Origin of the sequence: Tenacibaculum sp. HL-MS23 (assembly GCF_032463465.1) — a bacterium.
GTDB lineage: Bacteria > Bacteroidota > Bacteroidia > Flavobacteriales > Flavobacteriaceae > Polaribacter > Polaribacter bernardetii.
Genome location: NZ_CP135989.1, coordinates 548315 through 569641 on the forward strand (window position 1 = coordinate 548315; position 21327 = coordinate 569641).

Below are 21327 nucleotides of genomic sequence, written 5' to 3' on the forward strand. Positions count from 1 at the left end.
AATTATGGTAAATTTGTCAGAAAAAAAATGTAAAATTTTATCTTTATAAAGATAAAATGATAAAAGATTTACAAAAAGAAAGATATATTTTTTTCTAGGTAATTTTATGCACAGTTTAGGACTGTGTTTAAAGCACCTAATTTAAATTTCATTAAAATTCATGAGCTATCCTATTGATGCTGTTATAACCTGGGTTGATGGCAAAGATGCAAAGCATCAACAAAAAATGTTACCATATCTAAAAGATAAAAGTGTAATTAGTAATAAGGAGTTTCGAACACGTCTTGATCAAGTTGAAGAAATAAAGTATGCTGTCAATTCTATTTTAAAATATGCAAGTTTTATTAGAAATATATTTATAGTAACAGATAATCAGGTTCCAAATTTTATTAAATTTAAAAAAGAAGGTACTTATGAAAAAGTTTTTATAATAGATCATAAAGATATTTTTAAAGAAGATAGTAAATTTTTACCTGTATTCTCTAACAGACCTATAGAAGCTAAATTGTATAATATACCAGGTTTGGCTGAGCATTTTATTTATTTAAATGATGATATGTTTCTGCTTAAAAAAACTAAAGTTTCTGATTATTTTATTAATGGAAAACCTATAATAAGAGGTAAATGGATAAAATTTGAAGAAGAAAAACTTCATAAAAAAATATTCCCAGATTCGGATAAAATGAAGCCTAAGCATAAAAGAGCACAGCAAAAATCAGCAGAAATAGTAGGGTTTGAAAAAAAATTTTATAGATTTCAACATATTCCCGCACCGTTAAGAAAATCAACGTTTAAAAAATTCTTTAAAGAGAATCGTAGTATTGAAATTGCTAATGTTAGGCATAAGTTTAGGGATGTAACTCAGTTTACCGCTCAAGGACTTGCAAATCATATTGAAATAAAAAATAATACATGTACTTTAAAAAGTGATTATAAATTAATTTATATACATAAATGTAAACCTTTTTTTTGGGCGAAGTATAAATTAAATATTCTAGGTAAAAAAAAGAATAAATTATTTTTAAACATGCAAAGTTTAGATCAGCGTCCTAAAAATAAATTAACTTACTTAATAAGTTGGTTAGAAGATAAGTATATTATAAAATAAAAGGTGATATGGATAAAAATGTTGAGAATGTGTTATGGACAAGTGGATGGGATTCAACATTTAGAGTTTATAAGTTAGTTGAAAAAGGTGCTTTAGTACAACCATTTTATGTTTTAGATAATAGTAGATTTTCTAGATATAAAGAAATTGAAACTATCAAATTATTATCTAATGAGATTATAAATAGATTGGGAGAAAATAAAGGTAGAATTCTAGATTTGATTGTTATAGATAAAAATGAAATAAAATTTAATTTAATCCAAAAAATTTCTTACAAAGTTCTAAAAAAAAGAAAACATTTAGGAACACAATACTATTGGTTATCTTGTTTAGCGTTAAAAATTAAAAATTTAGAGTTATCTGTTCATAGTAATGATTTTTTATTTTTAAAAGGAAGAACAATTTTAAAAGACTGTAATAAAATAGGTAAATATGCCGTATTAAACCCTAATGAAAAAGATTTTTTTAAAAAAAATATTTGGAAGAATGAGGTTTCCAATTTACAATATTACTAAATCTGATATGCAGAAAATTGCAGAGGAAGAGAATTTTATAGATATAATGAAAAAGACATGGTTTTGTCATAATTCCGTTATTAAACCTTGTAAAATATGCGCTCCCTGTAAACAAATTGTTAGAGATAATATGGGAAGTCGATTATTAGAATAATAATTATTTTTTATGAATAAAATTATAAATACCTTAAAGCAAGGTAAAACAATCCTCTACCCAACAGATACTGTTTGGGGTTTAGGTTGTGATGCTACAAATGAAGAGGCTGTTAAAAAAATATATCAATTAAAAAAGAGAGAAGAGTCTAAAAGTTTAATCATATTAGTAGATTCTATAGAAATGTTAAGGAAGTATCTTGACGAAATTCCTGAAAAAGCAATAGAGGTTCTAAACAGTTTAGAGAAACCGACAACAATTATCTATAAAAATCCAAAAAACTTAGCAAAAAATACAATAGCGTCTGATAATACTATAGCTATTAGAATTCCTCAAGATGGTTTTTGTTTAGAGTTAATAAAGGAATTTGGTAAGCCAATTGTATCTACTTCAGCAAATATTAGTGGAGAACCTACTCCAAAATCATTTTCAGAAATAAGCAAAGCTATTTTACAGAGTGTAGATTATGTAGTAGATTTGCATGGAGATAAGATAACAGAAAAATCATCTACTATTTTAAAAATAGAAGGCGATTATGTTATTGTGATAAGAGAATAATTAGATGCAAGAACAATATTTTAAAGAAGCAATTTCTGCTGAAATATTTCAATATATAAGTAAAGCAGCCGAAGAATTACAACTAGAAAGTTATGTGATTGGTGGTTTTGTACGAGATTTTATTTTACAAAGAGGTACTGCAAAAGATATAGATGTCGTTGCTGTTGGTAGCGGAATTGAGTTAGCAGAAAAAGTAGCTTCTCTATTACCAAATAAACCAAAAGTTCAGATTTTTAAGACATACGGAACAGCAATGTTACGTTTTCAAGATGTTGAAATAGAATTTGTAGGCGCTCGTAAAGAGTCTTATACAGAAGATAGTAGAAATCCTGAAGTAATACCGGGCACACTTAAAGATGATCAAAACAGGCGTGATTTTACTATAAATGCTTTGGCTTTGAGCTTAAATAAAGAATCATTTGGACTTTTATTAGATCCTTTTGATGGAATATCAGATTTAGAAGCTAAAATAATTAAAACACCTTTAGATCCTGATATCACTTATTCTGATGATCCGTTGCGTATGATGCGTGCTATTCGCTTTGCTTCTCAATTAAACTTTGTAATTGAAGCAGAATCTTTAAGTGCCATTGCTAAGAATTCAAAAAGAATAAATATTATTACGAAAGAACGAATAATTGTTGAATTAAATAAAATATTAGAATCGTCTAAACCTTCTGTAGGATTTTTACTATTAGAACAAACAGAACTTTTAGAGCGAATTATTCCTGAATTAACAGCATTAAAAGGAGTAGAAGAGGTAGAAGGTCAAAAGCATAAAGATAATTTTTATCATACTTTAGAAGTGGTTGATAATATATCAGAAAATACTGAAGATGTTTGGCTTCGCTGGGCTGCTTTATTGCACGATATTGGTAAAGCACCAACAAAACGTTATCATAAAAAACAAGGTTGGACGTTTCATGCACATGAATTTGTAGGTTCTAAAATGGTTTTTAAATTATTTAAACGCTTAAAAATGCCATTGAATAACAAAATGAAATTTGTTCAGAAAATGGTCATGTTAAGTTCTCGACCAATTGTGTTGGCAAGTGATGTAACAGATTCGGCTGTAAGAAGATTAGTTTTTGATGCAGGTGAAGATGTAGATAGCTTAATGACGTTATGTGAAGCTGATATAACAACTAAAAACTCAAAGAAGTTTACGCGCTATCATAAAAACTTCGAACTTGTTCGTGAAAAAATTAAAGAAGTAGAAGAGCGTGATAAAGTTCGTAATTTCCAACCACCTATTACGGGAGAAGAAATTATGAAAGCCTTTAATTTAAATCCATGTAGAGAGATAGGTCAGATTAAAGAAGCCATAAAAGAAGCTATTTTAGAGGGTGAAATTCCTAATGAATACGAAGCCTGTTATCAATATATGATAGAAAAAGGTAAGAAGTTAGGTTTAGAAAATAATTAAGAAGTTATAAGTAATAAAAAAGGGAAGTTTTTAAAAACTTCCCTTTTTTATTTATGTTAATGATTGCATTGTAACAAGTTTAAAATACTCTCCTTTCTTGGCAAGTAATTCCTCATGTTTACCTTGTTCTACAATTCTTCCTTTTTTCATTACAACAATATTATCAGCTTTTTGAATTGTTGATAATCGATGCGCAATTATTAAAGAAGTTCTATTTTTCATCATTTTTTCTAAAGCAACCTGAACTAATTGCTCAGATTCTGTATCTAAAGCAGATGTTGCTTCATCTAGAATCATTATAGGCGGATTTTTTAAAACAGCTCTGGCAATTGCAATTCTTTGTTGTTGTCCTCCTGAAAGTGAGCTACCGCGATCTCCTATTATTGTATTATATTTTAGTGGTAAATCTTTAATAAATTCTTCAGCATTTGCTATTATGGCGGCATCTTCAATTTCTTTTTCTGTAGCAGATGGTTTACTTAATTTAATATTATTAGCGATAGTATCATTAAACAAGGTTGAATCTTGAGCAACAATACCAGTTAAACCTCTTAACGATTTTTTAGAAATATTTTTTATGTTATTTCCGTCTATAAGAATATCACCTTTGTTAACATCGTAAAAACGAGTAATTAAATTTGCAAGTGTAGATTTTCCACTTCCAGATTGCCCAACCAATGCTACTGTTTTACCTTTAGGTATTGTTAATGAAAAATCTTCTAATACATATGTGTCATCATACATAAAAGAGATATTCTTAAATTCAACCGTATTATTAAATTCAGTTAATTCTTTAGCGTTATTAATATCTGTTAATTCATTCTCAGTATCTATAACTTCAAATATTCTTTGTGCCGCAGCATTTCCTATTTTAATATTATTATTAGCCTTTGCCATAGCCTTAGCAGGCGTAAGTATATTATATGCAGCAGCCATAAAACCGATAAAAGTTCCTCCCAATAAGGTTTCATCAATCAAAACCATTTTACCACCATACCAAAGAAGGCCAGCAATGGTAATTACACCTAAAAATTCGCTCATAGGGCTTGCTAGCGTTTCTTTTTTACTCATTTTATTAGACAATAAGCGAATGTCTTCTGTTTGAGTATTAAACTTTGAAGAAAATAATTGTTCAGCGTTAAATGCTTTGATAATTTTTAAACCAGAAATACTTTCTTCTAGAATACTTAAAAGACCACCAATCTTATGAGAAATTTGACCAGACTGTTGTTTTATTTTTTTACTTATAAATGAGATAGCTAAACCAGAAATAGGAATGAAAGTAAAAATAAAAATAGATAATTCCCAGCTTGTTGAAATCATAAAAAATAACGTAAAAACAATATTTAATGGTTCTCTAATAAAAGTTATAATCAAATTAAGGTATGAATTGTTAATTGTATTAACATCATTGGTACTACGAGCTATAATATCTCCTTTGTTTTGATTTGAGAAAAAGGCCAATGGGAGCGTTATTATTTTGTTGTAAATAGTTGTTCTTAGGTCTTTTAACACGTTGTTTTTTAGAAAAACCATTGCTAATTGCCCTAGGTAACCAAACAAATTCTTTAGCAAGAAAACTGCAACTACAGCTATTACTACATATAGTAACGTTGTTTCTTGTCCATAATTTTCATTAGTGTAAGTAACGAAGTAATTTAATAAATCACTTAGATAGTCTTTGTTTAATGATTCACTAAACCCCTTATAAATAGGTTTTAAATATACTTTAGGTGTTTCTCCAAATAGTATATTTAAAGTAGGCATTAATATAATGTATGATAGCGTAGTAAATAAAGCATACAAAATATTAAGAATAATACTTAATATTCCTAATGATTTATACGGTTTTGCGTATTTAAAAAAACGTTTTAAATAGGTCATTTACAAATTTAATTCTTTTATAATTCGTTGAATTTTTACATCTAATGCTTTTTCAATAGTTACGGCATTTTCTACAGTATCTAATTTTGATTTTACACTAAAATAAAACTTAATTTTAGGTTCTGTTCCGCTAGGACGAGCTGCCATTTTAGTTCCATCTGTAGTTTGATAAATCAATACATTAGATTTCGGAATATCCATAACCGTTTCTTCACCTGTAATTAAATTCTTTTTTATAGATGATTGATAATCGTATAAGTATTCCACTTTAGCATTGTCTATTTCAGTAAACGGATTCTTACGTAAATCAACCATCATTTGTTTGATTTGTTGCGCACCGTCCATTCCTTTTTTAACAATAGAAATTAAATGTTCTTTATAAAAATGATGACGTGTATATAATGCCAACAATTCTTCATAAAAAGAACTATTATTTGCTTTTGCATTTGAAGCTATTTCACAAGCCAATAGGGCAGAGGTAACCGCATCTTTATCGCGAACAAAATCACCAACCATATAGCCAAAACTTTCTTCACCACCACCAATAAAATCTAATTCAGGGTAGTCTTTAATCATTTTAGCAATCCACTTAAAACCGGTTAAACCAACTTTAGTTTCTACACCGTAAGAAGTTGCAATTTCGTTTACTAAATTCGTAGAAACGATGGTAGAACCTACAAACTGTTTTCCGTTTAATTTGCCTTTATTTTTCCAATCATTAATTAAAAAATCGGTCATCATACTCATAGTCTGATTTCCGTTTAATAATTTCATGTTACCTTCTAAATCACGCACAGCAATACCAATTCTATCAGAATCTGGATCTGTTCCTAAAACGATATCCGCATCAACTTCATTGGCTAAATCAACCGCCATTTTTAAAGCAGCTGGTTCTTCAGGGTTTGGCGATTTTACGGTAGGGAAACTTCCGTTAGGTTCTGCTTGTTCGGCTACAATATGAACTTGTGTATAACCAGCACGTTTTAAAACTTCGGGAATTAACTTAATGGCCGTTCCGTGTAAATTGGTGAAAACAATTTTTAAATCTTTACGACCTTTTACATCAAAGGTTCCGTTTTTAATCGATGCTTGCCAAAAAGCTTCATCAACTTCATTACCGATAGTTGAAATTAAATCTTCATTGGCATTAAAATGAACATCGGTATAAGCTAAAGAATTTACTTCATCAATAATGCCTGTGTCTTGTGGTGGTACAATTTGTCCTCCGTCAGACCAATATACTTTATAACCGTTATATTCTGGTGGGTTATGTGATGCTGTTAATACGATACCAACATCGCAACCTAAATGATTCACGGCAAAAGATAATTCGGGAGTAGGGCGTAGATCTTCAAAAAGAAATACATTAATATTATTTGCTGAAAATACATCAGCAACTACTTTAGCTAACCATTTACTATCGTGGCGACAATCGTAACCAATGGCAACTTTTATTTCTTTGTTAGGATACGTTTGATGTAAATAATTACTTAAACCTTGTGTTGCTTTACCTAAAGTATATTTGTTTATTCGGTTGACTCCTGCGCCAACAATACCGCGCATTCCGCCTGTACCGAATTCTAAGTTCTTATAAAATCGATCTGCTAAATCGTCAGAATTAGTGTCGATTAGTTGTTGAATTTCTTTTCTAGTTTCTGAATCGAATGTATCAGATAACCATAATTTTGCTTTGTTTAAAATCTCTTTCATGTGTCAAGTTAAAACGTACAAAGATACGCGTTTTAAAAGTTTATTTTTTCTTTAATCTTGTAGTGCTTTTGTTGCGTATTACTTTTAATAATTAATTCTCCTAAAAAACCTGCCAAGAACAATAAGGTTCCTAAAATCATAGAAGTTAAAGCAATATAAAACCAAGGATTATTGGTTACCAAAATGGTTTTTATACCTGTAGATAAACGGTATATTTTCATAATTCCGATAAAAAAAGCAGCAAAGAAGCCGAAGATAAACATTAAGCTTCCCCAAAGACCAAAAAAGTGCATTGGTCGTTTTCCGAACTTCGATAAAAATGAAATGGTAATTAAATCTAAAAATCCGTTTACAAAACGATCCATTCCAAATTTTGTAACGCCGTATTTTCGTGCTTGATGCTGCACTACTTTTTCGCCAATATTATTAAAACCTTCGTTTTTTGCTAAAACAGGAATGTAACGATGCATTTCGCCACTTACTTTTACTGTTTTTATTACTTCGTTTTTATAGGCTTTTAATCCGCAGTTAAAATCATTTAACTCTAAACTAGATGTTTTACGAGCTGCCCAATTAAATAGTTTTGATGGTATGTTTTTGGTTACAACATTATCATAACGTTTCTTTTTCCAACCAGAAATTAAATCGAAATTTTCGGCAATAATTAAATCGTATAATTCAGGTATTTCATCAGGGCTGTCTTGTAAATCGGCATCCATAGTAATAACAACATTTCCTTTTGCTAAACCAAAACCAGCATCTAAAGCTTGTGATTTACCATAGTTACGTTGAAAACGAATTCCTTTTACCGAGTTGTTTTTTGCTGATAATTGCTCAATTACTCGCCAAGAAGTATCAGTGCTACCATCATCAATAAATATAATTTCATATAAATAAGTATTGGATTGCATAACTTTTGCAATCCAATTGTGTAATTCTAGTAAAGATTCTTCTTCGTTAAGAAGTGGTATTACTACCGATATATCCATAGTGTTTTGTGCAATAATTAAAAAAGGTAAAGTTACAAAGTCTTTAGTGAACTTTATGACTTTACCTTTTTAAAGTATTCTTAATATTGATCTTCTTCTGTTTTTTTCATAATAGCACCACCAATAGCTGAAATGATAAAACCAAAAAAAGCAGACATTACTATGGTTATAGGAATAGTAATAGCTGGACCTCCGAACTTTTTAGCCATTTCTTCCGAAGCTTCTATTTGCTCATCATTCATACCAGCATCCATCCAAGCTTGTTTTTGAATTTCCATTACTTGGTCTTGAAATCCTGGTTCTATAAAATTTGTGAAAATTAAGGTATAAACAACGCTAATTACAGCACTAAATGCTGCAATTCCTACACCAACCTTTAAAGCTTGTCCGAAACTTAAAAAACCTCCATTATCTGTTTTAAACTTTTTAATACCTAAAACAATCAAGGTAATCATTGCTACAAAACCTAAAATACCAGTTAACCAGCCTAATGAAATTAAGTTACCTGTTGCATAAAATACTAAATGAATAAATATTCCGATTAAACCTAAGTATAATCCGTAATTTAAAATAATGTTTTTACTGTTAGCTTGATTTTCCATGTTTGTGTAATTGATTTTTAGTTAGTTTAACAAATATATTATTTTGTTTTCGAATCGAGTTCTTTGAAAAAAAAGATTCTCAACAATGTATTAGTATTCAAAGAGTTAAAAATGTTACAAAAAAAAGCGTTTTTTTTTCATTGTTTTTATCAAAAAAGGCTGTAGATTTGCATCGGCAAGTCCTACACAACTAGCTCCCTTTGAATCCCCCAGGGCGGGAACGCAGCAAGGGTATTAGGTTGTAGCAGTGTGATGTAGGTAGCTTGCCTTTTTTTATGCCCTTTATTTTTTTAAATAAAGGGCATAATTGTTTTTGGCATTACTGCTTTCTCAGCGTTTATTATCTAAATGCAAAAAACAATTCTCTTTTTTATTTATCATTTATATTAATATCACTTCTTGGGTGATGTAATTCTACTACTTCTTTTAAATAACTAGTATCTAAATGCACATAAATTTCGGTTGTTGTAATACTTTCATGTCCTAATAGTTGTTGTATAACTCGTAAATCTGCTCCGTTTTTTAATAAATAAGTTGCAAAAGAGTGGCGTAATGTATGCGGACCGATACTCTTTTTTAGATTGGTTTTTATAGCCAAATCCTTTAGTATAATAAAAATCATTTGACGTGTTAGCCGTTTTCCTCGCCTGTTTAAAAAAACGATATCCTCTTCTTCTTTCTTCGGATTAATTTTAGAACGAATCTCATCTATATAAAAATTTAAACGTTTTATGGTAGTATGATGTATGGGGACAAAACGGAATTTATTTCCTTTTCCTAAAACACGGATGTAACCGTCATTAAAAAATAAATCAGATAATTGTAGGTTGATTAATTCGCTTACACGCAAACCACAACTAAAAATGGTTTCTATAATGGTTTTGTTTCTTTCTCCCTGCGGATGACTTAAATCAATCGCAGCAATTAAGTTATCAACTTCTTGTTTTTCTAAAGTATCAGGAAGCTTGCGCGTAATATTCGGACTCTCAATTAAATCGGTAGGGTTGTCTTGGCGATAGTCTTCAAAAATTAAATAATCAAAGAAACTTCGCAAACCAGAAATTAAACGTGCTTGGCTTTTCGAGTTGATACTTTTACTTGCGTCGTATATAAATTCCTGAATAATATCTGAAGTTATATATATAGGTGAACTTTTATTTTTAAGCACAGCAAGAAACGAAACTAGTTTTTTTACATCTCTATTATAACTATCAATAGAGTTTTTAGAAAGTCCTCTTTCTATTTTTAAATAGTTTGTGTAATCAGATGTTGCTTGCTGCCAGTTCATTAGATTTTTTCTTGATGAGCTATTATATTTTACGGTAAAATTAGTAAACAAAAAATTAAAAATAAGCATTTAAAAACTATATAGTTACATTGATAAAGTAGATGAATTTAGTTTTTTTTTAAAAAAAAATTTGCCTGTCTTAAAAAAAGAAATATTTTTGTCGGACAAATTAATAAACACTAAAAAATTTAAATTATGAAAAAAGTATTACTAGTTATTGCAATGGTAGCTGCAGGATTTACAGCTAATGCACAAGAAGAAAAAGCAAAAGGAGGTTTTGCTAAACAAGATTTATATATCTCTGGTACAGTTGGGTATAACACAGTTGATGAAGCAGATGCATATACTTTCTCTCCTTCTGTTGGTTATTTTGTAAGCGATAACATTGCTTTAGAATTAGGGTTAACTATTGGTGGTTCTGATACTGGTGCTACAGAAACAAATGCTTTTGGAGTAAACTTAGGAGCTAATTATTTTTTCACACCTGAAAATGATTTTTCTTTCATTTTAGGAGCTGGATTATCTTATGTTTCTGAAGGAAGTGAAGTTGCAGGTGTTGAACAAGCAGATCGTAATACTTTTGGTATTGCTATTGCACCAGGAATTAATTATTTCGTTTCTGAATCTATCGCATTAAGAGCTTCAGTTGGAGCTTTATCTTATGCTAGTTCTAAAGTAGATGTTGATGGAGCTGAATCTGTTAATTCTTTTGGTTTAAACTTAAACTTATCTACTATCCAATTTGGATTAACTTACAAGTTTTAATTAGTAGAATAATTATAAAAAAAGGAAGCAAGAAATTGCTTCCTTTTTTTATGCTTAAAAATTAAAAACTTACTTTTACTTTTCTGAAAAATGATACAATGAAAAAACTAATTATCATAAACGGACCAAACTTAAATTTGTTAGGTAAGCGTGAGCCTGAAATTTATGGTTCAAATTCTTTTGAAGACTTTTTTAAAGAGTTGCAAAAAAAGTACAAATCAGTTAAGATAGTTTATTATCAGTCTAATATAGAAGGTGAAATTATTGATAAACTACATGAAGTAGGTTTTAATTATGATGGTGTTATTTTAAATGCTGCGGCTTATACACATACATCTGTTGGTATTGCTGATGCTGTAAAAGGTATTGAAACTCCGGTTATAGAAGTACATATTTCTAACGTGCATTCTCGCGAAGATTTTCGCCATGTAAGTTATATTGCTCCCAGTGCAAAAGGAGTAATTACAGGTTTTGGTTTACAGAGTTATGAATTAGCTATTCAGAGTTTTTTGTAAAAACCAATATCTAATTCCTAGTAAAATTAATAAAGGAATTAAGGTGAAAGAGAATAATTGAGTTTTAGTAATCCAAATAATAGTTGTTATTGCTAAAAAAGCGAGTAGTGCTAAACAATACTTGGCAATCCATTTTGGAGTGGTTTTCTTTAGCAAAAAGAAAGCAATAAGTAAGTTTGGAAAAAAAGCCCATAAAAAATTAAAATTATTGGGAGCGGTAGTGTGGTTGGTGAAAAACCATAAATACACAATTAATAGCCCGATGATTCCTGTTGTAAAAAACAAAGAAAAATCTAACCATTTAGTTCTTTTTTTGTTTTTGTAATCTTTATAGGTGATAAATAAGCCAAATAAAGAAAGTAGTAAAATTATTAAAAACGGACTAACAGCATCTCTTTTTGATTCTTTCTCTTCAAAATCTAATAAAATAATTGTTTTTAAGACTAAATTATCTTCTTTACCTTCTTTTAAAACCTTAGCATAATTTAAAGCTTCAAAAACATAATCAGGTAAATATAAATATTCGCTTGCAGTAGCAATTTTATCTAATCTGTTTCCTAAAGCAACATTAATACCTAAGCTTCCCCAAGTGTTTTGATGAATTTCTTTATTCATTAATTGTCTTAAAGATAAATTTTCAGCAACAAAATCATCTTTAAAAATTAAATTATCACCCAAAACTTCTTTAATAATATCACGAGGCTTGGTAGCGCAATTGTCAAAATAAGGATCGTATAAATAACCTGCATTTTTAGGTAGTGCATTTGTTTCTAAAATACTAAAAAAATCATTCTTCTGATTTTGAGTTAAGTTTAAAATTTGCTCTTTAACCCAACGTTTATCTTGTTGACTGCTTTTTAAAGCTAAATAAAACGGATATTTAACCAATTTGTATTTCATGTATCCTTTTGTGAAATCAACATAAAAAGTAGGATTATCAAAATCGAAAATTCCGTAATTATAAATTAAATCTAGTTGCGTAGCAGGATCTTTAACTCGTATTGCGGTATGACCAAACTTTTCATATAAAACCTCTCCAGGGCCAGATGTTATGATACTAATGTGCGAAAATTCAGACAAGCTCTTTGCGGCAACTATTTGCGAGAAAATAGCATTCGTACAAAATAATAATAGAAGAATTGAAGTGATTTTTTTTATCATAACTTGAATCTGAAAAGGAATTATTAGTAATACAAATATCTTAATAAAGATTAAAGAAATACTATTTATTAGGGCTATTATCTTTAAGAAGTAATGCCTAAATTTTCTTGTATAAATTTAACAATATTATTTTCTATCCATCTACTATCTGTATCATTAAATGAACTTATAAAACCTACGTGGCCACCGTAATTTGGAGTTAATAAATGAAAAATAGTTGAGTTTTTAGCTTCCTCAAAAGGATAACATTCTTTTGATAAAAAGCTGTCATCTAATGAGTTTATTAATAAAGAAGGTACTTTTATCTTGGGTATATAAGGTTTAGCACTTGCTTTTATCCAATAATCTTCAGAGCTTTTAAATCCGAAGACAGGCACTGTATATTGTTTTTCTAAATGACGAAATTTTGTTGCTTTAAATAATAAAGCTTTATTTAAATTAAATTCGGGAAACTTTTCTGCTTTTTCAAGCATTTTAAGTTTTATAGACTTTATAAATTCGTTTAAATAAATTTTGTTTTTTAGTTTCAATAACTCCGCTTGAGAACTTGTTAAATCAATAGGAACAGAAACCGCAATTCCGCCTTTAACTTCAGTAGGAATATCATTGTATTCACCTAAATATTTTAAAGTTAAATTTCCACCAAGACTAAAACCTACAATAATTATATTTTCGTAATTATAATTGGCTGTAAGGTGTTTAATAATAAAATCTACATCGTCTGTTTTTCCGCTATGATAGGTTTGTAATATAAGGTTATCTTCACCACTACAACTGCGCAGGTTCATACAAACAGTGTCAAAACCAGTCTCATTTAAATGATTAGCGGTTGTAATCATATAATTAGATTGTGCACTTCCTTCTAAACCATGAATTAACAGCACTAATGTTTTAGAACCGATACAAGAAAAATCTAAATCTATAAAATCGGCATCCCAAGTGATCAATCTTTTTCGTTGGTACTTAATTGTATCCTTCATAAACAAAGGGCGATACATTGTGTTAAAATGTGCACTTTTAAAAGGAAGACTCGGATTAAAATCAGTAGTAAGAATAGGCATGGTTTTCGAATTATAGCAAGTGTTTACAAATATGATAAAAAAATAGTAAAATGTAAAACTGATAAAATGATTTCTTATTTTCGCTCTAAATATTAAAAATCGATGAAAAAACATATTCCGAACTTATTAACATTAGGGAATTTACTAAGTGGTACAATTGCTATAATCTTTGCTCTTAAAGGCGATTTTGTAGGAACCGCTGTTTTGGTAACAGCAGGAATTGTATTTGATTTTTTTGATGGTTTTGTAGCTAGAATGTTAAATGTACAGGGTGAATTAGGTAAGCAATTAGATAGCTTGGCTGATATGGTAACAAGTGGAGTAGTGCCAGGTATTGTAATGTTGCAGCTTTTAATTAGTAGCTTAGGAGTTAATGAAGTAAGTTATTTTGCAACAGATGGCAATGGTAGTAATTTGCCATATATAGGTTTGTTATTAACTTTAGGAGCATGTTATAGATTGGCTAATTTTAATATTGATACAAGACAGTCTGATTCTTTTATTGGTTTACCAACACCTGCAATGACATTATTAGTGATTTCTTTACCGTTAATAGTTGAGTTTTCTAATCAATCTTTTTTTATTGATTTAATAACGAATCAATACTTTTTGATAACAGTAACAGTATTATTAACTTTTTTAATGAATGCTGAAATCCCGTTGTTTGCTTTAAAATTTAAAAGCTTCGGATTTAAAGAAAATGCATTAAAATATATCTTTTTAGCACTGTCTATTATACTTTTAATAGTTATTAAATTTGTGGCAGTGCCTTTAATAATATTATTATACGTAGGATTATCAATGTTTAATAATTTAAAGAAAGCGTAATTTATAATTAAATATAGAACAAAAAAAGGAGCTATTAAGCTCCTTTTTTTGTAGGTTTTAACGTTAAAACTTTTTCTTTTTTAGTTCGAAATCTTTACCAAGATAAACGCGACGTACAGTTTCATCTTCTGCTAATTCTTCGGGAGTTCCTTCTTTTAAAATACTTCCGTTATACATTAAGTAAGTTCTATCGGTAATTGCTAGTGTAGCTTGCACATCATGATCGGTAATTAAAATACCAATGTTTTTTGTTTTAAGCTTAGCCACAATTCCCTGAATATCTTCTACCGCAATAGGATCTACACCCGCAAAAGGTTCATCTAATAAAATAAACTTCGGGTCAGAAGCTAAACAACGTGCAATTTCTGTTCTACGACGTTCACCACCAGAAAGTAAATCTCCGCGGTTTTTACGAACATGATCTAAACTAAATTCATCAATTAATTCTTCTAAACGTTTTTTTCTTTCTGATTTAGATCTATTAGTAAATTCTAAAACCGACATGATGTTATCTTCTACAGATAATTTTCTAAAAACAGACGCTTCTTGCGCTAAATACCCAATTCCTTTTTGAGCACGTTTATACATTGCATCATCAGTGATTTCTTCATCATCTAAATAAATGTTACCAAAATTTGGTTTTACCATTCCAACAATCATGTAAAAAGAAGTTGTTTTACCGGCTCCGTTTGGCCCTAATAAACCAATGATTTCTCCTTGTTCTACTTCTAACGAAATACCTTTTACAACCTTTCTACTGCCATAAAGCTTTTGTATGTTATCTGCTCTTAATTTCATTGATTATTAATTGCTTTTTTTTGATAAATGATTGTACTAAAATACAGAAAAACTATAAATTGATAGCTTAATTATTTGTTAACTATTCTCTTCTAATGATTCCCAAAATTCAACCGCACGTCGTAAATGCGGAATTAAAATGGTTCCACCAACCAAAGTAGCAATACCCATAGTTTCCATCATTTCTTCTTTTGTTACTCCGTTTTTATGAGCAGTTTCTAAATGATAGGCAATACAATCATCGCAACGTAAAACTGCAGATGCTACTAAACCTAGTAACTCTTTAGTTTTTGTTGGTAAATGACCTTCTTTAAATGCGTTTGTATCTAAATTAAAAATACGTTTGATAATTTTATTATCACCCGCTAAAATTTTATCATTCATTTTAGCACGGTAGTCGTTAAACTCTTGGACTTTTTGAGACATTCTTTTTATTTTGTTTTTTTAAGACATATTGTGATACATGAATACTTATTTCATATAGTATCATTATTGGAACCGAAACGATTACTTGACTAGCAACGTCTGGCGGTGTTATAATTGCTGATAATACTAAAACTACAACTAATGCGTGTTTACGATATTTACGTAAAAATTCAGGTGTTATCAATCCTATTTTAGTTAGAAAAAAGATAACAACAGGTAGTTCGAAAAAGATAGCTACCCCTAACAAGGTATTTGTTATTAAACCGATATAGGCTTCTAGTTTAAAATTATTTTCAATAACATTAGATATTTCAAAGTTGTAAAAGAAATATACAGACATTGGTAAAATAATATAATAACTAAAAAGGATTCCTAAAAAGAATAAAAATGAAGAAGTGAAAATAAAACCTCTTGATTTTTTTCTTTCAGCGCTATGTAATCCGGGAGCTATAAATCGCCAGAACTCCCATAATATATAAGGAAAAGAAACTACAAATCCTAGAATTAAAGAAGACCAAATACCGGTCATCAATTGTTGTGTAGGGTTTAAAGCTTGTAGGGTTTGTTTAAAATTTATAGTACAAAAGCTACTATCAATACCTATAGCTGTAAATACATTACAGAAAAATTGATAAGTAGCAAAATCTGGTTTTAAATGCGCTAATAAAATTTCGTTAAAAACAAAATTAATATTAGCAAAAATAAGAACAGCAACAATAAAAATTGCCGCAAAACTTCTTACCAAATGCCATCTTAATTCTTCGAGGTGGTCTAAAAAAGACATTTCTTTTACAGCCATTTTAAAATATATCTTCTTTTATTAAATTATGTAAATAATGATACTCATCACTATTATTTAAATTGAAAATAAAATTTACAGCATCAACAAACGAACTATCTAATAATTTTGCTAAATTAGCAATAGCATTACTTTCTAAAAGTATGGTTTCTTTTGCTGTTGAGAGAATTGCGTTTGCGTCTTTCAAGTTAAAAAAGTTTTTAGTAATTTATAGAGTGTAAAAATAAGAATATTTAAGAAGAAAACTTTTTAATAAAAATAAAATTTACCTAGTTAGTGTAAAGTTTTTTTGTAAATTGGTTTGCATTTTTAATTTTTGATATTAGGAGATGAATATAGAGCAGTCGGAGTTATATGGATCATTAAAAAAAATATTTGGTTTTAACCAATTTAAAGGTCTACAAGAAAAAGTTGTTAAGAGTATTTTAAACAACGAAAATACATTCGTAATAATGCCTACTGGCGGAGGGAAATCTCTTTGCTATCAGTTGCCAGCATTAATGAAAGAAGGAACAGCAATAGTTGTTTCTCCTTTAATAGCTTTGATGAAAAATCAAGTAGATGCTATTAGAGGGATTTCTGAAGAACATGGAATTGCCCATGTACTAAACTCTTCATTAAACAAATCGGAAGTAGCACAAGTAAAATCAGATATTGAAAACGGCATAACAAAACTTTTATATGTTGCGCCTGAATCTTTGGTAAAAGAAGAATATGCTGAGTTTTTAAGGAGCCAAACAATCTCTTTTGTAGCAATTGATGAAGCTCATTGTATTTCGGAATGGGGTCATGATTTTAGACCAGAATACCGAAACTTACGTACAATTATAAAGCAAATTGATAATGTACCTATTATTGGTTTAACAGCTACAGCAACAGAAAAAGTACAAGAAGATATTCTTAAAACTTTAGGAATGAGTGATGCAAACGTTTTTAAAGCGTCGTTTAATAGAGCCAATTTATTTTATGAAGTTAGACCAAAGACTAAAGATGTAGAAAAAGATATTATTCGTTTTATAAAACAACGAATTGGTAAAACAGGAATTATATACTGTTTAAGTCGTAAAAAAGTTGAAGAAATTGCGCAAGTTTTACAAGTAAACGGTATTAATGCACTTCCTTATCATGCCGGATTAGATGCCAAAAAAAGAGCAAGACATCAAGATATGTTTTTGATGGAAGATTGTGATGTTATTGTGGCGACAATTGCCTTTGGTATGGGAATTGATAAGCCAGATGTTCGTTACGTTATTCACCATGATATTCCTAAAAGTTTAGAAAGTTATTACCAAGAAACTGGTCGTGCAGGGCGTGATGGAGGAGAAGGGTATTGTTTAACTTTTTACTCATATAAGGACATAGAAAAACTAGAGAAGTTTATGGCAAACAAACCTGTAGCAGAACAGGAAGTTGGTCATGCATTACTGCAAGAAGTTGTTGGTTATGCAGAAACGTCTATGAACAGACGTAAATACATATTGCATTATTTTGGCGAAGAGTTTGATGCAGTAAACGGAGAAGGAGCAGAAATGGATGACAATATGAGAAATCCAAAAAAGCAACACGAAGCAAAAGAAGAAGTAAAAACATTATTATCTGTAATTAGGGATACTAACGAAATGTATAAGCCTAAAGAGGTTGTGAATACAATAATAGGTTCGCAAAATGCATTATTAAAATCACATAAAACAACGGCACAACCTTTTTTCGGAATCGGAAAAGATAAAAACAATCATTATTGGATGGCGTTAATCCGCCAGATATTGGTGGTAGATTTAATTAAGAAAGAAATTGAACAATACGGCGTTTTAAAGTTAACCAAAAAAGGAAAGGAATTTATAAAAAATCCAACCTCTTTTATGATGACTGAAAATCATGTGTATGCTACAGATGATGCAGGAATAATTATTGCAAATCAAAAATCAGCAGGTGGTGTAGATGCTAAATTGGTCGCTATGTTAAAAGATTTACGTAAAAGTGTAGGTAAGCGTTTAGGAGTGCCTCCTTTTGCAGTTTTTCAAGATCCGTCTTTAAATGATATGGCTTTAAAATACCCAATAACATTAGAAGAATTGTCTAAAGTTCACGGTGTAGGAGAAGGTAAATCTAAGAAATTCGGTAAAGATTTTGTAAAACTTATTACAAGTTATGTTGCCGAAAATGATATTATGCGCCCTGATGATTTAATCGTTAAGAGTATAGGTGTAAATTCTGGATTAAAGCTTTTTATTATTCAAAATACAGATAGAAAATTACCTTTAGAGGATATTTCTAAATCAAAAGGGCTAAGCATGGCAGAGTTGTTAAAAGAAATGGAAGCAATTGTGTTTTCTGGAACTAAATTAAATATAGATTATGCCGTTGAAGACTTGTTAGATGAAGATCAGCAAGAAGAAATACATGATTATTTTATGGAATCTGAAACAGATAAAATTCAAGAGGCATTAGATGAATTTGATGGTGATTATGACGAAGATGAATTGCGTTTAATGCGTATTAAATTTACAAGTGAAATAGCAAATTAAAATAATCTACTAATGAATACCAAAGTACTAGATTATATTACCGCTAAAAATAAATGGACGCAAGAGTTAAAGCTCTTGCGTTCTGTTTTATTAGAATTATCATTAGAAGAAACTATTAAATGGGGAGCTCCAGTTTATGTTTATAAAAATAAAAACATTGTGGGTTTGTCTGCTTTTAAAAATTATTGTGGACTTTGGTTTTTTCAAGGAATGTTTTTAAATGATGATAAAAAAGTATTGAAAAATGCGCAAGAAGAAAAAACACATGCGATGCGTCAATGGCAGTTTTGTGCATTAAACAAAATTGATGTAGTTTTAGTGAAGGAATATGTATTAGAAGCTATTAAGAATTCTGAAAACGGAAAAGAATTTAAACCAATTAAAAACACTAAACCGTTAATAATTCCAACTGAATTGCAAATGGCATTAGATGATGATGATGCTTTAAGAGCGTGTTTTGCTAATTTTTCACTTAGTAAAAAAAGAGAGTATGCAAATTATATTTCTGAAGCAAAACGAGAAACAACGAAGTATAAAAGGTTAGATAAAATTACACCTATGATTCTAAAAGGAATGGGACTTCATGATAAATATAAAAACTGCTAGTTTATTGTAATCTTATCAATAGTTGTGGTAGAATCACATCTAATAACATATAAATCGATATGTTTTAAGCTATCTTTTCCCGTAATAAAGTACTCAGGACAAGGTTTTATACGAGGTTTACTTTTACCGAAATCAACATCTCCATTCTTTAAAATAGCAGAAACAGTTGCAGTATCAATAGCAGAATTTGTTAAAACCTGTACTGCTTTATCAGAAAGCAATCTTTTTCTAATACGAATTGTTTTTAAGGTACGCGCATCCATTCCATAATCAAAAGAAACATCTTTACCCTTCCAAATAAATAAGACAATTAAAGAACCGAAACCTAATCCGATTGCATAATAACCAAAACGTTTTAAAAATTGCATAGTAAAATTTTGTGATCGCAAAAGTAAGAAAAAAACAGGTTATAAAATCAATAAATTAATATCTCTATAAGGCAAGTCAAACCAATCAGCTACCGTTTTATTTGTTAGAATTCCGTGATAAAAATACATTCCGTTACGTAAACTTCTATCAAAACGAGCCGCATTTTCAAATCCGCCTTCTTCTGCAATATTCAATAGGTATGGAGTAAATATATTACTAATAGAAACCGAAGCAGTACGTGCATATCGCGAAGGAATGTTTGGTACACAATAATGAATTACACCATGTTGTGTAAAAGTAGGTTTACTGTGTGTAGTAATTTTTGAAGTTTCAAAACAGCCACCACAATCAATACTTACATCAACAATAACGGCTCCATCTTTCATTTGTTCAATCATGTGTTCTGTAACAATTACAGGAGAGCGCTCTTTACCTCTAATAGCACCAACAACAACATCACAGCGCATTAAAGCTTTAGTTAATGTTTTGGGCTGAACAGTAGAGGTGTATATTGGAGATTGCAAACAGTGTTGTAATTTCCTTAATTTGGTAATAGAATTATCAAAAACCTTTACACGAGCTCCTAATCCGATAGCAGAACGTGCAGCGAACTCACCAACAGTACCTGCTCCTAAAATTACTACATCACTAGGAGGAACACCACCAATATTTCCTAATAATAAACCGTTACCACCGTTAGATGTTGTCATTAATTCGGCTGCGATATGCATAGAAGCAATCCCCGCAATTTCACTTAATGATTTTACGATTGGGTACACTCCGTGTTCGTCTTTTATATAATCAAAAGCTACAGCAGTGATTCGTTTATTAGCTAAAGCTTCAAAGTATTTTTTATCTTGAGTTTTGAGCTGCAATGCAGATATTAAAACTGTTTGCGGATTTAACATTTTAATTTCCTCTAAAGAAGGAGGAGCTACTTTTAAAACAATAGTACACCCAAAAGCTTCTTTTGTATTGTAGGCTATTTTAGCACCAGCATCAGAATATTCTTTATCACTATAATTGGCGCCATCACCAGCGCCAGCTTCAACAACAACTCTATGGCCGTTTTCAACTAAGGCAGAAACAGCATCGGGAGATAAACTAATACGTTTTTCTTCAAAATGCGTTTCTTTAGGTAAACCGATAAATAATTCGCCTTTTTGTCTTTTTATTTCAAGCATTTCGGGTTGTGGCATTAATTGCTCTTTGGTAAAAGGCGAAATAGAACTCATTATTA

22 protein-coding genes and 1 other RNA gene are annotated in these 21327 nt (G+C 29.9%); 10 read left to right on the forward strand and 13 right to left on the reverse strand.

What is annotated here, in order from left to right; translation table 11 throughout:
- The first annotated feature begins 160 nt into the window (after positions 1–160).
- The 4 genes from RRF68_RS02480 (at position 161) to RRF68_RS02495 (ending at position 3761) form a co-directional block, all read left to right on the forward strand.
- On the forward strand, positions 161–1108 hold the full coding sequence (locus tag RRF68_RS02480) for a Stealth CR1 domain-containing protein (protein ID WP_315944881.1): 948 nt from the start codon (positions 161–163) through the stop codon (positions 1106–1108).
- A gap of 8 nt (positions 1109–1116) precedes the next feature.
- On the forward strand, positions 1117–1623 hold the full coding sequence (locus RRF68_RS02485) for a hypothetical protein (protein WP_315944882.1): 507 nt from the start codon (positions 1117–1119) through the stop codon (positions 1621–1623).
- 166 nt (positions 1624–1789) lie between these two features.
- Positions 1790–2335, forward strand: coding sequence for an L-threonylcarbamoyladenylate synthase (locus RRF68_RS02490; RefSeq protein ID WP_315944883.1), 546 nt, complete (start codon positions 1790–1792; stop codon positions 2333–2335).
- 4 nt (positions 2336–2339) lie between these two features.
- Complete coding sequence (locus RRF68_RS02495; protein WP_315944884.1) at positions 2340–3761, forward strand: CCA tRNA nucleotidyltransferase; 1422 nt, start codon at positions 2340–2342, stop codon at positions 3759–3761.
- A gap of 51 nt (positions 3762–3812) precedes the next feature.
- Here the strand turns inward: RRF68_RS02495 and RRF68_RS02500 are convergent, their stop codons facing one another.
- From RRF68_RS02500 to RRF68_RS02515, 4 genes are all read right to left on the reverse strand, one after another.
- Entirely contained in the window at positions 3813–5645 is a 1833-nt protein-coding gene (locus tag RRF68_RS02500; protein WP_315944885.1) for an ABC transporter ATP-binding protein, read from the reverse strand.
- A complete protein-coding gene (locus tag RRF68_RS02505; RefSeq protein ID WP_315944886.1) occupies positions 5646–7355 on the reverse strand; it encodes a phospho-sugar mutase in 1710 nt (569 codons plus the stop codon).
- A 32-nt stretch (positions 7356–7387) separates the two neighbouring features.
- Positions 7388–8344 carry a glycosyltransferase family 2 protein gene (locus RRF68_RS02510; RefSeq protein ID WP_315944887.1) on the reverse strand — a complete coding sequence of 319 codons (957 nt, stop codon included), beginning with the start codon at positions 8342–8344 and terminating at the stop codon, positions 7388–7390.
- An 80-nt stretch (positions 8345–8424) separates the two neighbouring features.
- Positions 8425–8946 carry a DUF4199 domain-containing protein gene (locus RRF68_RS02515; protein WP_315944888.1) on the reverse strand — a complete coding sequence of 174 codons (522 nt, stop codon included), beginning with the start codon at positions 8944–8946 and terminating at the stop codon, positions 8425–8427.
- Positions 8947–9119: 173 nt separating this feature from the next.
- Between RRF68_RS02515 and ffs the strand changes: the two genes are divergently transcribed.
- An RNA gene (ffs, locus tag RRF68_RS02520) (signal recognition particle sRNA small type) lies at positions 9120–9218 on the forward strand.
- Positions 9219–9316: 98 nt separating this feature from the next.
- Here ffs and RRF68_RS02525 read toward each other — a convergent pair.
- Positions 9317–10234, reverse strand: coding sequence for a tyrosine recombinase (locus tag RRF68_RS02525; RefSeq protein ID WP_315944889.1), 918 nt, complete (start codon positions 10232–10234; stop codon positions 9317–9319).
- A 195-nt stretch (positions 10235–10429) separates the two neighbouring features.
- Here RRF68_RS02525 and RRF68_RS02530 point away from each other — a divergent pair, with 195 nt between their 5' ends.
- Positions 10430–10999, forward strand: a complete 570-nt coding sequence (locus RRF68_RS02530; RefSeq protein WP_315944890.1) for an outer membrane beta-barrel protein — start codon at positions 10430–10432, stop codon at positions 10997–10999.
- A gap of 98 nt (positions 11000–11097) precedes the next feature.
- Positions 11098–11514: a type II 3-dehydroquinate dehydratase gene (gene aroQ, locus RRF68_RS02535; protein ID WP_315944891.1), complete on the forward strand. Its 417-nt coding sequence runs from the start codon at positions 11098–11100 to the stop codon at positions 11512–11514.
- Here aroQ and RRF68_RS02540 read toward each other — a convergent pair.
- Both RRF68_RS02540 and RRF68_RS02545 read right to left on the reverse strand, forming a co-directional pair.
- Positions 11491–12675 (reverse strand): DUF4105 domain-containing protein, encoded by a 1185-nt coding sequence (locus RRF68_RS02540; protein ID WP_315944892.1) that lies wholly within the window; start codon positions 12673–12675, stop codon positions 11491–11493. The two genes, aroQ and RRF68_RS02540, sit on opposite strands and share 24 nt — an antisense overlap.
- 83 nt (positions 12676–12758) lie before the next feature.
- Positions 12759–13736, reverse strand: coding sequence for a YheT family hydrolase (locus RRF68_RS02545; RefSeq protein WP_315944893.1), 978 nt, complete (start codon positions 13734–13736; stop codon positions 12759–12761).
- 102 nt (positions 13737–13838) lie between these two features.
- On the opposite strand from RRF68_RS02545, the gene RRF68_RS02550 reads away from it, so the two are divergent.
- Positions 13839–14564 carry a CDP-alcohol phosphatidyltransferase family protein gene (locus RRF68_RS02550; protein ID WP_315944894.1) on the forward strand — a complete coding sequence of 242 codons (726 nt, stop codon included), beginning with the start codon at positions 13839–13841 and terminating at the stop codon, positions 14562–14564.
- Between the two features lie 63 nt (positions 14565–14627).
- On the opposite strand, the gene lptB is transcribed toward RRF68_RS02550, so the two are convergent.
- The 4 genes from lptB to RRF68_RS02570 all read right to left on the reverse strand — a co-directional run bounded on the left by lptB (position 14628) and on the right by RRF68_RS02570 (position 16774).
- Complete coding sequence (gene lptB, locus RRF68_RS02555; protein ID WP_218772577.1) at positions 14628–15362, reverse strand: LPS export ABC transporter ATP-binding protein; 735 nt, start codon at positions 15360–15362, stop codon at positions 14628–14630.
- A gap of 78 nt (positions 15363–15440) precedes the next feature.
- Positions 15441–15788: a carboxymuconolactone decarboxylase family protein gene (locus RRF68_RS02560; RefSeq protein ID WP_218772576.1), complete on the reverse strand. Its 348-nt coding sequence runs from the start codon at positions 15786–15788 to the stop codon at positions 15441–15443.
- Positions 15763–16587 carry a twin-arginine translocase subunit TatC gene (tatC, locus tag RRF68_RS02565; RefSeq protein ID WP_218772575.1) on the reverse strand — a complete coding sequence of 275 codons (825 nt, stop codon included), beginning with the start codon at positions 16585–16587 and terminating at the stop codon, positions 15763–15765. Before tatC ends, RRF68_RS02560 begins: the two co-directional genes overlap by 26 nt.
- 1 nt (position 16588) lies before the next feature.
- Positions 16589–16774, reverse strand: coding sequence for a hypothetical protein (locus RRF68_RS02570; RefSeq protein WP_218772574.1), 186 nt, complete (start codon positions 16772–16774; stop codon positions 16589–16591).
- A 142-nt stretch (positions 16775–16916) separates the two neighbouring features.
- On the opposite strand from RRF68_RS02570, the gene RRF68_RS02575 reads away from it, so the two are divergent.
- Both RRF68_RS02575 and RRF68_RS02580 read left to right on the forward strand, forming a co-directional pair.
- A complete protein-coding gene (locus RRF68_RS02575) occupies positions 16917–19112 on the forward strand; it encodes a RecQ family ATP-dependent DNA helicase (protein ID WP_315944895.1) in 2196 nt (731 codons plus the stop codon).
- A 12-nt stretch (positions 19113–19124) separates the two neighbouring features.
- On the forward strand, positions 19125–19718 hold the full coding sequence (locus tag RRF68_RS02580; RefSeq protein WP_315944896.1) for a YdeI/OmpD-associated family protein: 594 nt from the start codon (positions 19125–19127) through the stop codon (positions 19716–19718).
- Here the strand turns inward: RRF68_RS02580 and RRF68_RS02585 are convergent.
- A complete protein-coding gene (locus RRF68_RS02585) occupies positions 19715–20086 on the reverse strand; it encodes a DUF4258 domain-containing protein (RefSeq protein WP_275315542.1) in 372 nt (123 codons plus the stop codon). The genes RRF68_RS02580 and RRF68_RS02585 overlap by 4 nt on opposite strands.
- Before the next feature lie 39 nt (positions 20087–20125).
- On the reverse strand, positions 20126–21322 hold the full coding sequence (locus tag RRF68_RS02590) for an alanine dehydrogenase (RefSeq protein WP_218772570.1): 1197 nt from the start codon (positions 21320–21322) through the stop codon (positions 20126–20128).
- Positions 21323–21327: the final 5 nt, after the last annotated feature.